This is a genomic window from Micromonospora sp. BL4 (genome assembly GCF_003667505.1).
In the GTDB taxonomy this organism is placed as follows: domain Bacteria; phylum Actinomycetota; class Actinomycetes; order Mycobacteriales; family Micromonosporaceae; genus Micromonospora.
In genome coordinates this window covers 1-11401 of the sequence record NZ_RCVJ01000170.1, presented here as the reverse complement: position 1 = coordinate 11401, position 11401 = coordinate 1, and the positions used below count along the sequence as shown (strand labels likewise).

The following is an 11401-nucleotide window of genomic DNA, read 5'->3' as shown; positions in this document are numbered from 1 at the left end:
GAGGGGGCACGGCGGCGGGAAGAAGTGACCCGGCTCAGCGCAGCCCCGCGAACCGTTGCACCTGGTCGATCCCGCCCTCCACCACCAGCAGCCCACCCTCGAGGAGTTTGGTGCTGTCCGACGCGTACCGGAAGCGCTCGCCCGGCAGCTTGGCGCCGATCACCCGGACCTCGTAGCGATCGTCCGGGCGCAGGTCGAGCACGGTGCGACCGACCAGGGACTCCGGCACGCGGACGGTGGCGATCGCGAAGTCGTCGTCGAACTCGATGAAGTCGAGCAGCCGGCTGACGATCAGGTGTGCCACCCGGTCGCCCGTCTCCGCCTCCGGAAAGATCACGTGGTGCGCGCCCACCGACGAGAGAATCTTGGCGTGCTTCTGCGAGGTGGCCCGAGCCCAGATCTGCGACAGACCCAGCTCGACCAGCGCCAGCACGGTGAGCACGCTCGCCTCCACCGAGGCGCCGATGGCCACCACCGCCCGCTCGAAGCTCGCGACGCCGAGCTGTCGCAGCGCCCCCTCCTCGGTCGAGTCGGCCTGGACCACCCGGTCGAGCTGGGCGGACCAGCGCTGCACCCGGTCCGGGTTGTGGTCGATGGCCAGCACCTCGCGGTCCATCCGGGTCAGTGACCGGGCCAGTTGGCTACCGAACCGGCCCAGCCCGACCACCACGACGCCGCTGCCGTTCGCTCGCCTAGCCGACACCTCGCCCCTCCTCGCTGCTAGCCGACAATGGGTTGTTCCTGGGGATAGCGGTAGAGCCGGCGTCGGGTGTTCAACGCGATCGCCGACCCGAGGGTGAGCGGCCCGACCCGGCCGATGAACATCAGCACGGTGAGGGTCAGTTGGCCGCTGGCCGGCAGCGTGCCGGCGAGCCCGATGGTCAGCCCGGTGGTGCTGAACGCGGACGTGACCTCGAACAGGGCGGCGACGAAGCGGACGCCCTCGGTGAGCAGCAGCAGGATCATCGTGCCGGCCGTGACCAGCGCGACGCTGAGCAGTGACACCGTGATGGCCTGCCGCTGGCTGGCGGTGGCCACCCGGCGGCGTCCCACTTTCACGTCGGGCTCGCCCCGCAGCTCGGCCCAGATGGTGAACGCCAGCAGGAAGAACGTGGAGACCTTGATCCCGCCGGCCGTGCTGGCGCTGCCGCCGCCGATGAACATGAGCACGATCAACAGCGGGTAGCTCTCCTCCTGGAGCGCGGCGATGTCCAGGACGCTGAAGCCGCCGGTGCGGCTCAACGCGATCTGCGTGAACGACGCGAGCATCTTGCCGCCGACGTCGTACGAGCCGATGGTGCCGACGTTGGTCCACTCGGCGGCGAGCAGCCCGGCGGAGCCGAGCAGCAGCAGCGCGGCACTGCCCCAGATGGTCAGCTTGGTGGCCACCGCCCAGCGCACCGGCCGACGCCACTCGCGGGCCGCCTCGAACAGGGCGGGAAACCCGAGCCCACCGACGATCGCGCCGAACGCCAGCGGGAGAGACACCCACGGATCACGGTCGAATGCCAGCAGGCCTTCGGAGTAGAGCGCGAAGCCACCGTTGTTGAACGCCTGGACGGCGTGGAAGACGCCCGACCAGAGGGCTCGCCCGAGTGGATAGTCGTAGACCAGCCAGAGCCGGCCGGCGACCAGCGCGGTCATCACCGCCTCGCAGGCGAAGACGGTGACCGCGATGCGGCGCAGCAGCCGAGCGACGTCACCGATGCCGAACTCCGCCGTCTCGGCCTGTACCAGAAGCCGGTTGCGCAGCCCGAGCTGGCGGGCCACCACCAGGATGACCAGCGCCGCGACGGTGAGGATGCCGAGGCCGCCGAGCTGGGTGAGCACGGTTATCACCACCAGTCCGCCCCCGGACCAGTAGTTGGGGGTGTCGGTGACCGCCATCCCGGTGACCGACACGGCCGAGGTGGCGGTGAAGAGCGCGGTGACCAGGGGCGGGCGCTGGTGGTCGACGGTCGCCCAACGCGCCATCAGCAGACCGGTGCCGAGCAGGATCGGCACCAGGAACCCGAACGGCACCAGCCGCACGGGGTTGCGGAAATACCGGCGCACCAGACAATCTTCCGTTTTCGCGCCAGAGCGGGAGCGGGAACGCTCATTCCGGAGATTCATCTGCTGGCCAGTCATCGACCAACTCCCGGTCAATCCGAGGCGCTCTGCTGAACCGGTTCCCTCAACGACAGGAGACGGCGTTGCGACGTACCCTCTCGACCCTCGGCGTGGCCAGCGCGCTGCTCGCCGCCGCCGTGGCCGTGCCGACCATTTCCGCCGCCGATCCGGTGGCCAGGGCGGACCACGCCCGGGCGAACGACCGGCCGATCGTGATCGGTCACCGCGGCGCCAGCGGCTACCGGCCGGAGCACACCCTGGAGGCGTATCGGCTGGCAATCCGGATGGGCGCCGACTACATCGAGCCGGATCTGGTGTCCACCTCCGACGGCGTGCTGGTCGCCCGGCACGAGAACGAGATCTCGGGTACCACCGACGTGGCCGCCCACCCGGAGTTCGCGGCGCGCAAGGCGACGAAGACCATCGACGGTGTCGCGGTGACCGGCTGGTTCACCGAGGACTTCACCCTGACCGAGCTGAAGACCCTGCGGGCCAAGGAGCGACTGCCGCAGGTGCGGGTGGCGAACACCGCGTTCGACGGCCGCTTCGAGGTGCCCACCCTCCAGGAGGTCATCGACCTGGCCCGGACCGAAGGGCGGGCACGGGGCCGCACCATCGGCATCTACCCGGAGACCAAGCACCCGAGCTACTTCGCCTCGATCGGCCTGGCCCTGGAGGAGCCACTGGTCCGGGTGCTCCGGCAGAATAAGCTGAGCGATCGCAAGGCGCCGGTCTTCATCCAGTCGTTCGAGACGGCCAACCTGCGCAAGCTCAACCGCATGATCGACGTCAACCTGGCCCAGCTGCTCGACGCCACCGGTCGCCCGTACGACTTCACCGTCGCCGGCGACACCCGCACCTACCAGGATCTGGCCCAGCCGGCCGGGCTGAAGTGGATCGCCGCGTACGCCGACGGCATCGGGGCGAACAAGAACCTGATCGTGCCGCGGGACGCCTCGGGCGCCCTGCTCGCCCCGACCAACGTGGTACGCGACGCGCACCGGGAGCGGCTGCTCGTGCACTCCTGGACGTTCCGCGCGGAGAACCAGTTCCTGCCGGTGGACTTCCGGATCGGCGCCGACCCGAACGCGCGCGGCGACATCACCGCCGAGTACGAGCTCTTCCTCGGCCTGGGCCTGGACGGCGTCTTCACCGACCACCCGGACACCGCCGTCGCCGCCCGCGCCGGCCTCGCCACGAGCTGATCTTCCGAGCCGGCCTCGGGCGTAGCTCGCCGAGGCCGAGCGGACTTCGGTCCGGAGCTGATCCGCTCCTAGCCGACCGTCGGGCCGACCACGCCCGGCCCGCACGCTGGCCCGCCGTCCGTCACCCGGACAGCGGGCCAGCGGCACCTCCGGGCGCGCCTCGAAGATCGCGCTTGATCCTGGAAGTAGTGGTGTCGCGGCGCGGCCGAGGCCACTACATCCACGATCGAGCACGATCGCGAAGGGGGGCGGAGCGGCCTTGCGGCAGCAACTTCCCCGATGTTGCTGTTTCGGTGCGGATCGAGGCAGCAACATCAGGGGGTTGCTGTGATCTTCGCGCTGAGTGGGTCCGGATCGGCCCGGGGAGTGTCAGTGGCGGCGTGCCTTGCCGACGCAAGGTCGGCTGCCCCGCACGCACAGAACATGACTGGCCGACACGCCGCGCAACCCTTCCCATTCGATCTGACAGTTGGACGAGTCAGCCGTGTGGTTGCTCGGCGACGTAGGTGCCGCGGCCGGGCTGGCCGGTGATCAGCTCTCGGTCATGGAGAAGTGAGAGCGCTCGCGAGGCGGTGTTCATGTGCACTTCGTAGGTCTCGGCGAGTTCACGAGTGGAGGGCAGCTTGTCGCCCGGCTTCAGCTCGCCGCTCTTGATCCTCGCGGCGATCTCATTGGCGATGCGGCGGTATGGGGCTTCTGCTGTGGGCATGGTGAGGACTCCGGTCGGTTCGGCGTCTCCGATCATGCCGGCCTACACCAGTTACTGCAACAGGCTGTGGTGTCGTCGCCTCACAGGGTCGACCTACACAAGTATTTGGGGTAGGTTGCTGGCTGTCCGGCTCCGGTTGGTTCGGCAAACCCCTCGGGTCCGGGCGTGAGGTGGGCTCTGCGTCCGTACCGCCGCCGAAAAGGGCTGCGGGCGTGGGGCCGGGCGGTCCGGTGGGCGTCCCCTACCCGCACACCGGACCGCCCTCCAGGGCTGGCAGGACAGAAGAGTCGAGGGTGGTGGCGTGAGCATCGAGAGGCAGCGGTTCGTCGTGCACCTGCCGGTGATGGCCGTCGACCTGCCGGGCGCGCTGCGGTTCGCTCAGGGGATCACCCGGGTGTTGGGCTTCCTCGCCGACGTGGACCGGGCCGAGACGACGGTGTCGGAGGAGGACGCGCAGTGCGTACGTCATCGGGTTTTCTGCGACAACCTGCTCGACGGCCGCCGGCGCTGTCTGCGCCCGGCGGCCCACGACGGACCGTGCGTCTGACCGGCCCTGCGGTGATGGGCGGATGGCGCGGGGCGACACACGGGCGGGGCGGTCCGTGGGGGTACGGGCCATCGAGAGGCCGAGCCCTCCGGTGGCGGTGCGGCCAGTTGTAACGTCCGGCCACCCCCTTCCTGTTACTTGTGTGTTTCGGCCACATAGCTCGTGGGTGACGTCACTTCTAGCGTGAGCCGTCACGAAGAAGTTCTCTCCCTCCGAGTCCTCATGTGGAGTCGCAATGACGGTCCGGACGACGCGGCGGGTGTTCCTCTCCGCCGCCACGATGATGGCCGCGGCGTTGGCCGCCACGGCCTGTGGCAGCCCGCAGGACACCGCCACCGGCGGCGGCGACAGCGCCGCGCCGGTCAAGGTCGGCCTGGTGTACTCCCAGTCGGGTGCCCTGGCCAGCTACGGAAAGCAGTACATCGAGGGGTTCAAGGCGGGGTTGGACTTCGCCACCCAGGGCACCGGCAAGGTCGGTGACCGCAAGATCGAGCTGACCGAGGTCGACGACGCGGGCGACCCGGCCAAGGCGGTCTCCGCGGCGAAGGACCTGATCGGCAAGGGCGCGAAGATCATCGCCGGCTCCACCGCCTCCGGTGTGGCGCTCCAGGTCGCGCCGATCGCGGCGCAGAACAAGGTCCTGTTCATCTCCGGGCCGGCCGCCACCGACGCGGTGACCGGGGCGAACAAGTACACCTTCCGCTCGGGCCGCCAGTCGTACCAGGACGTGGTGACGGCCAAGTCGTTCATCGGCGACCCGGCCGGCAAGAAGGTCGTGGTCTTCGCCCAGGACGGCGCGTTCGGCGACGCGAACGAGGCAGCGGTCAAGACGGTCATCGGCGGCGCGGGCGCCACCGTGAGCAGCGTCCGGGCCCCGGCCAGCGCCACCGAGTTCACCCCGTTCGCCAGCCAGATCAAGACGGCCAAGCCGGATCTGCTCTTCGTCGCCTGGGCCGGCACCACCGCCCCGGCCATGTGGCAGAGCCTCGACCAGCAGGGCGTCCTCTCGACCACCACGGTCGTCACCGGCCTGGACATCCGCGCCTCCTGGCCGACGTTCGGCGCCGCCGGCACGAAGATCTCCTTCCTGTCGCACTACTTCGACGGGGCGAGCGACACCGAGGCGTCCAAGGCCGCCAAGGCGAAGATCCCCGGCGGCACGCTTGACCTGTTCCACCCGGACGGCTTCGCCGCCGCCCAGATGGTGGTCCGCGGGGTGCAGGAGGGTGGGGACGACGTCGACAAGATGGTCACCGCCCTGGAGGGCTGGAGCTTCGACGGGGTCAAGGGCAAGATGACCATCCGGGCCGCGGACCACGCGCTGCTCCAGCCGATGTTCCAGGCCAAGCTGACCGGCAGCGGCACCGCCTTCACGGCGACCGCGCAGAAGAGCCTCACCGGTGACGAGTCCGCGCCGCCGGCCGTGGCCATGAAGGGCTGACCATGCTCGCCACCCGCGGTCTGACCTGGCGGATCGGTGAGGTCGCCATCGTCGACAGCGTCTACCTCGACCTGGCGCCCGGGGAGTTCCTGGGCGTGATCGGGCCGAACGGCGCCGGCAAGACCTCACTGTTCAACCTGATCACCGGCCTGCGCCGGGCCACGGAGGGCCGGATCACCCTGGACGGGCAGGACATCGGGGCGCTTCCGCCGCACCGGCGGGCCCGCCTCGGACTGGGCCGTACCTTCCAGGCGTCGTCGGTCTTCGGCTCGCTCAGCGTGCGGGAGAACGTCCGGCTCGCCGTGCAGGCGCACCGCGGGGGCTCGATGGCACTGTGGCGGCGGGCGGCGGCCGACCGGGAGGTGGCCGCCGCCGCCGACGCGGCGCTCGACCGGGTCGGCCTCGCCCACCGGGGTACGGCGCTGGCCGGCACCCTGGCCCACGGCGAGAAGCGCAAGTTGGAGATCGCCCTGCTGCTCGCCGGCGAACCGCGGGTGATGCTGCTGGACGAACCGATGGCCGGGGTCAGCGCCGAGGACGTGCCCGAGCTGGTCTCAGTGATCAAGTCGTTGACCGGGGACAGCGGCCGGGCGGTGCTGATGGTCGAGCACCACATGGACGTCATCCTGGAGCTGGCCGACCGGATCGCCGTCATGCACCACGGCGCGCTGCTGGCCTGCGACACCCCGGAGACGGTGATGGCCAACCCCACGGTGCAAGAGGCGTATCTCGGAGAGGCGCTATGACCGAGCCGATCCTGAACGTGGAGGACCTGTCGGTCCGGATCTCCGGGCTGCACATCCTCCAGGGCGTGTCCTTCACGGTCGCACCCACCGGCGTGACCGTCCTGCTCGGCCGCAACGGCGTCGGCAAGACCACCACGCTGCGGGCGATCGTCGGCCTCACCCCGCCCGCCGGAGAGGTGCGCGGCACCGTCCGGATGGGCGCGCAGAGCCTGCTGGCCCGCCCCACCCACCGGCTGGTCCGCGGCGGGCTCGGCTACGTGCCGGAGGACCGCTGCGTGTTCGCCGGCCTGACCGTCGCGGAGAACCTGCGGCTGGCCGAGCGGCGCGGCGTCAGCCCGGCGTACGACAAGGTCTTCGCGCTCTTTCCGGAGCTGGACCGGCGCGGACGGCAACGGGCCGGGTCGCTCTCCGGCGGGCAACAGCAGATGCTCGCGATCGGTCGGGTGCTGCTCAACGACAACCGGCTGCTGCTGGTCGACGAGCCGACCAAGGGGTTGGCGCCGAAGGTGGTGACCGAGGTGGCCGAGGTGCTGGAACGGGTCGCGGAGTCGGTGCCGGTGCTGCTCGTCGAGCAGAACCTGGCGGTGGTCCGGCGGCTCGCCAGGGATGCCGTGGTGCTCGCCGCCGGCAAGGTGGCCTGGACCGGTGACGCGCAGGAGTTGCTGCTGGAGACGGCGCTGACCAGGTCCCTGCTGGGCGTGGGCAGCGGCGAATCGCAGCACCTGGCCGAGCCGGGCCGCGCCGCGCCGGGGAAGGACCAGCACTGATGGGCACCGTGATCCTGTTGACGCTGACCGGGCTCGGCCTGGCGGCGCTGTACTTCCTGGTCGCCTCCGGGCTGTCGCTGGTCTTCGGCCTGGCCGACGTCCTCAACTTCGCGCACGGGCTGTTCCTCGGCGTCGGCGCGTACGCGACCTGGTGGGCGGCGGGCAACCTGCCGGGCGCCGGGTCGGACGGGTTCGGCTTCGTGCTCGCGGTCGTCTTCGGGGTGGCCGCCGGCACGCTGGTCGCGGTGCTGGTCGAGCTGGTGCTGATCCGGCCGCTCTACTCGCGCACCATCGAGCAGGTGCTGGTCACCGTCGGCCTGTCGCTGGCCGGGGTGGCGCTGCTCCAGGCCACGTGGGGCGCCGACGCCCGGCCGTTCCCCCGGCCGGACTGGACCCGGCAGGTCACCGGGATCCTCGGCGCGCAGGTGCCCAACGGTGGCCTGCTGCTGATCATCGCGGCGGTGCTGGTGCTCGGCGCGCTGCTCGCCTTCCTGCGCTGGACCCGGTACGGCCTGGTGATCCGGGCCGGGGTGGAGAACCGGGAGATGGTGACCGCGCTCGGCATCGACGTGCGCAAGGCGTTCACGCTCGTCTTCGCGATCGGCGGGGCGGCAGCCGCGCTCGCCGGCGCGCTCGGTGGGGTCTACTTCGGCACCGTCTCGCCCGGGCAGGGCAGCTCGCTGCTGATCTTCGCGTTCATCGTGGTGGTGATCGGCGGGATGGGCTCGGTGGTCGGCTCCGCGTACGCGGCGGTCGTGGTCGGGCTGGTGCAACAGTTCGTCAACTACTACGGCACGTCCGGGCTGGGCGACATCTGCGTGGTCGGGTTGCTGGCCGTGGTGCTGCTGCTGCGCCCGCAGGGCATCGCCGGAAAGGTGGCAACGGCATGACGAACTCCGTGGTCGACGCGCCCCCGGCGCAGGTGCCCGCCGAGCTGACCCCGCAGCGGGGGCGGTGGCACCGGGTACGCCCGTTCCTGCCGCTGGTCGCGCTGGCCGTCCTCGCGATCCTGCCGTACTCGACGATCTCCCTGCCGGGGATCTTCGAGGGGCCGGTCAACTCGCCCGGCACCCTGCAACTGCTGGCCATCTGCCTGATCTTCGGTGGGCTGGCCGCCGGCTACGACCTGCTCTTCGGCCGTACCGGGATGCTCTCCTTCGGGCACGCGCTCTACTTCGCCGCCGGCGTGTACGGCACGGACATCCTGGTCACCCGGGCCGGGTTGCCACTCTGGCAGGCGGCGCTGCTGACGATCACCGGTGGCACCATCCTCGCCGCGCTGCTCGGCGCGGTGGCGCTGCGTACGGTGGGCATCGCGTTCGCCATGGTCACGCTGGCCTTCGCCCAGGTCGGGGCGATCCTGGTGGCACGGGACTTCGGCGGCCTCACCGGCGGTGAGGAGGGCCTGCCGCTGGACGTGTCCGGGCTGCCCGCCGGGCTGGTCGGGGTGACCAACACGGTCAACCTGTACTGGCTGGCGCTCGCGTACCTGACCCTGGTGGTCTTCGTGGTGCACCGGGTCTCCGGCTCGCCGACCGGGCGGGTCCTGGCCGGGCTGCGGGACGACGAGCGGCGGATCGGCGTGCTCGGGCTGGACCCGTACCGCTACAAGCTGGTGGCGTTCACCCTCGCCGGCGGGCTGGCGTCGGCCGGTGGGGTGGTCTACTGCCTGATCGTCGGCGGGGCGTCACCGCACATCACCTCGTCCGAGTTGACCCTGTCGCTGCTGGTCATGGTGGTGCTGGGCGGGCCGGGCACCCGGTGGGGTCCGGTGCTCGGCGGTGTCCTCTACATGTACCTGGACCACCGGCTCACCGCGTTCGGCACGAGCGACGCGGTGGAGAGTCTGCCCGCCGTCCTCAGCCGCCCGCTGAGCCAGCCGCTGTTCGTCCTCGGCACCCTCTTCATCCTGGCCGTCTACTTCTTCCCAGGAGGCCTGACAAGCCTCGCCCCCCGCCTAACCCACCTCCGCCGGAGCCTGCGCACCCGCTCCGACCCCCGCTGATCGTCGACAGGGAGACGGGGTCGCGACCCCCCGTGCGGCCGCGACCCCGTCTCCCTGCTGCGTGGACGGTCAGCCGTTGAGCATCTCGTACGCCACCTTCGGCGCCTGCTGGGCCGCGTTGCCGGTCGGCGCGGCGAGCTTCGGCGCCGAGCCGTAGTCGACGTACTTCACCACGTACGTCCAGGCCTTCGCCTTGCCTGCGGCCGGGACGTCCACGGTGAGCGAGGCGAGGTTGCCGTCGGGGCCGACGACGGCCGTGAACGGGACCTGCCGGGCCGCCTCGCCGAGAGCCGCCACCTCCGGCTCGCCCACCGCCTTGCTGGCCTCACCCTTGGTCAGGTCGACCACGCCGGTGTAGGTGTGGTCCGCCTTCTCCTGCACCGAGGTGGCGGCTTCGATGATCGGGCCGGCGTTGCCGACGTCCACACCCTCGTACGTCGGAGCGCTTTCGGCGTCGGTCAGCTTGGTGCGGTCCAGCTCCATCCAGCGGCTCGGCAGCTTGGGCAGCCCGGTCAGTCCCTCGGTGCCGGTGAACTTGACCTTCATCCAGAGCTGTTCCTGGACGACCAGGAACGACATCCGGGTGGTGAACCCGTGCTCCGGGTCCTTGACCGCCGCGGTGAGGTCCATGCCCTTCGCAGCCGGGTCCACCACGCCGGAGATGTCCGAGCTGGAGTCCTTGCCGGCGAACCGGAAGGCGCCTTCGGTGCCGTCCGGCACCGCCGCGAGCAACTCCTCCCGGGGGGTCGCGGTCGGGCTGGGGCTGGCCGCGTCGGCGCCGGTACCCGACCCGTCCGCGCCGCAACCGGCGAGCAGGGTGGTCGCGGTGAGGACGCCAACCAGGGCGCTGACGGTCCGTCGGATGGTGCCGGCGCGGCCGGTTCCGTTCGTCATCACTGAATCTCTTTCCTTGACGGTGCCTGGCTTCTGCCGAGACAGAGACTGCCGGGCGGTACGGCGGAACCACTGCCGATATGCTGCGGTCCGACTGCCGTGCACTGCCAAGACGCGGTCAGCGGGGTGTCAGGGAGCGGAAACTCGCATGTCAGGGGAGCTGCGCTTCGAGATTCTCGGGCCTCAGCGGGCCTGGTACGGCGATCGTGACGTCGACCTCGGGCCGGGTAAGCAGCGGGCCGTGCTGGCCGTGCTGCTGCTCGCCGGCGGTCGCCCGGTCACCACCGCACAGGTCGTCGACGCCGTCTGGCCCGAGGAGCCGCCGGCCAACGGCGCGAACGTGGTGCAGAAGTATGTCGCCGGGCTGCGCCGGGTGCTGGAGCCCGAGCGCCCACCCCGCAGTCCCGGTCAGGTGCTGACGCTGACCGACGCCGGCTATCAGCTTCGGGTCGGGCCGGAGGCGGTCGACGCCACCCGGTTCGAGCGGGGGATCCGTCGGGCGGAGCGGCTCCGCGCCGAGGGCCGGGCCGCCGAGGCGGTGACCGAGCTGAAGGCCGCGCTGGAGTTGTGGCGGGGTGACCCGTTCACCGGATTCACCGGGCTCTTCTTCGACTCCGCCCGCCAGCGCTGGATCGAGCTGCGGGCCACCGCCCTGGAGAGCTGGGCCGATCTGGAGCTGCGGCTGGGCCGGCAACGGGAACTCGTGGGCGAACTGAAGGAGTTGGCCGCTGAGTTCCCGCTGCGGGAGCGGCTGCGGCACCAGCTGATGCTGGCCCTGTACCGCAGCGGCCGGCAGGCCGAGGCGCTGGCCGCGTACCGGGAATTCCGCGGGCTGTTGCGCGACGAGTACGGCATCGAGCCGGGTGACGCGCTCCAGGACCTGCACCGCCGCGTCCTGCGCGCCGATCCGGCGTTGCTGCCGCCCACCGCCGTGTTGTCGGAGATCTCGTCCGAATTCTCGACGTCGAGAAGACC

The 11401-nt window shown here is 70.9% G+C and carries 12 protein-coding genes; 8 read left to right on the top strand and 4 right to left on the bottom strand.

What is annotated here, in order from left to right:
• Window positions 1–34 precede the first annotated feature (34 nt).
• Both EAD89_RS23170 and EAD89_RS23165 read right to left on the bottom strand, forming a co-directional pair.
• Complete coding sequence (locus EAD89_RS23170) at window positions 35–703, bottom strand: TrkA family potassium uptake protein (RefSeq protein ID WP_121677195.1); 669 nt, start codon at window positions 701–703, stop codon at window positions 35–37.
• 17 nt (window positions 704–720) lie between these two features.
• The gene (locus EAD89_RS23165; RefSeq protein WP_121677194.1) at window positions 721–2055 is read right to left on the bottom strand and encodes a TrkH family potassium uptake protein; all 1335 of its coding nucleotides are present in this window, start codon (window positions 2053–2055) and stop codon (window positions 721–723) included.
• Window positions 2056–2195: 140 nt separating this feature from the next.
• Between EAD89_RS23165 and EAD89_RS23160 the strand changes: the two genes are divergently transcribed.
• Window positions 2196–3317, top strand: a complete 1122-nt coding sequence (locus EAD89_RS23160; protein WP_121677193.1) for a glycerophosphodiester phosphodiesterase — start codon at window positions 2196–2198, stop codon at window positions 3315–3317.
• A 478-nt stretch (window positions 3318–3795) separates the two neighbouring features.
• Here the strand turns inward: EAD89_RS23160 and EAD89_RS23155 are convergent, their stop codons facing one another.
• Complete coding sequence (locus EAD89_RS23155) at window positions 3796–4026, bottom strand: GntR family transcriptional regulator (RefSeq protein WP_121655900.1); 231 nt, start codon at window positions 4024–4026, stop codon at window positions 3796–3798.
• Between the two features lie 307 nt (window positions 4027–4333).
• Here EAD89_RS23155 and EAD89_RS23150 point away from each other — a divergent pair, with 307 nt between their 5' ends.
• The 6 genes from EAD89_RS23150 (at window position 4334) to EAD89_RS23125 (ending at window position 9532) form a co-directional block, all read left to right on the top strand.
• Complete coding sequence (locus EAD89_RS23150) at window positions 4334–4573, top strand: hypothetical protein (RefSeq protein ID WP_121655899.1); 240 nt, start codon at window positions 4334–4336, stop codon at window positions 4571–4573.
• A gap of 235 nt (window positions 4574–4808) precedes the next feature.
• Window positions 4809–6014 carry a substrate-binding domain-containing protein gene (locus EAD89_RS23145; protein ID WP_121677192.1) on the top strand — a complete coding sequence of 402 codons (1206 nt, stop codon included), beginning with the start codon at window positions 4809–4811 and terminating at the stop codon, window positions 6012–6014.
• Window positions 6015–6016: 2 nt separating this feature from the next.
• Window positions 6017–6760, top strand: a complete 744-nt coding sequence (locus EAD89_RS23140) for an ABC transporter ATP-binding protein (protein ID WP_121655887.1) — start codon at window positions 6017–6019, stop codon at window positions 6758–6760.
• Window positions 6757–7527: an ABC transporter ATP-binding protein gene (locus tag EAD89_RS23135; RefSeq protein ID WP_121677191.1), complete on the top strand. Its 771-nt coding sequence runs from the start codon at window positions 6757–6759 to the stop codon at window positions 7525–7527. The genes EAD89_RS23140 and EAD89_RS23135 overlap by 4 nt, the downstream gene beginning before the upstream one ends.
• Window positions 7527–8417, top strand: a complete 891-nt coding sequence (locus EAD89_RS23130) for a branched-chain amino acid ABC transporter permease (RefSeq protein ID WP_121677190.1) — start codon at window positions 7527–7529, stop codon at window positions 8415–8417. The genes EAD89_RS23135 and EAD89_RS23130 overlap by 1 nt, the downstream gene beginning before the upstream one ends.
• A complete protein-coding gene (locus EAD89_RS23125) occupies window positions 8414–9532 on the top strand; it encodes a branched-chain amino acid ABC transporter permease (protein ID WP_121677189.1) in 1119 nt (372 codons plus the stop codon). Before EAD89_RS23130 ends, EAD89_RS23125 begins: the two co-directional genes overlap by 4 nt.
• A 69-nt stretch (window positions 9533–9601) precedes the next feature.
• Here the strand turns inward: EAD89_RS23125 and EAD89_RS23120 are convergent, their stop codons facing one another.
• Window positions 9602–10426, bottom strand: a complete 825-nt coding sequence (locus EAD89_RS23120; protein ID WP_121677188.1) for a hypothetical protein — start codon at window positions 10424–10426, stop codon at window positions 9602–9604.
• 148 nt (window positions 10427–10574) lie between these two features.
• On the opposite strand from EAD89_RS23120, the gene EAD89_RS23115 reads away from it, so the two are divergent.
• Window positions 10575–11401, top strand: an 827-nt coding sequence (locus EAD89_RS23115) for an AfsR/SARP family transcriptional regulator (RefSeq protein WP_147458859.1), incomplete at its 3' end; no start/stop codon positions are given.

Excerpts from the sequence above, each read along its gene's own strand:
- EAD89_RS23135 (WP_121677191.1), top strand. The coding sequence starts at position 6,757 with ATGACCGAGCCGATCCTGAACGTGGAGGACCTGTCGGTCCGGATCTCC.
- EAD89_RS23120 (WP_121677188.1), bottom strand. The coding sequence starts at position 10,426 with ATGACGAACGGAACCGGCCGCGCCGGCACCATCCGACGGACCGTCAGC.
- EAD89_RS23155 (WP_121655900.1), bottom strand. The coding sequence starts at position 4,026 with ATGCCCACAGCAGAAGCCCCATACCGCCGCATCGCCAATGAGATCGCC.
- EAD89_RS23125 (WP_121677189.1), top strand. The coding sequence starts at position 8,414 with ATGACGAACTCCGTGGTCGACGCGCCCCCGGCGCAGGTGCCCGCCGAG.
- EAD89_RS23140 (WP_121655887.1), top strand. The coding sequence starts at position 6,017 with ATGCTCGCCACCCGCGGTCTGACCTGGCGGATCGGTGAGGTCGCCATC.
- EAD89_RS23145 (WP_121677192.1), top strand. The coding sequence starts at position 4,809 with ATGACGGTCCGGACGACGCGGCGGGTGTTCCTCTCCGCCGCCACGATG.
- EAD89_RS23130 (WP_121677190.1), top strand. The coding sequence starts at position 7,527 with ATGGGCACCGTGATCCTGTTGACGCTGACCGGGCTCGGCCTGGCGGCG.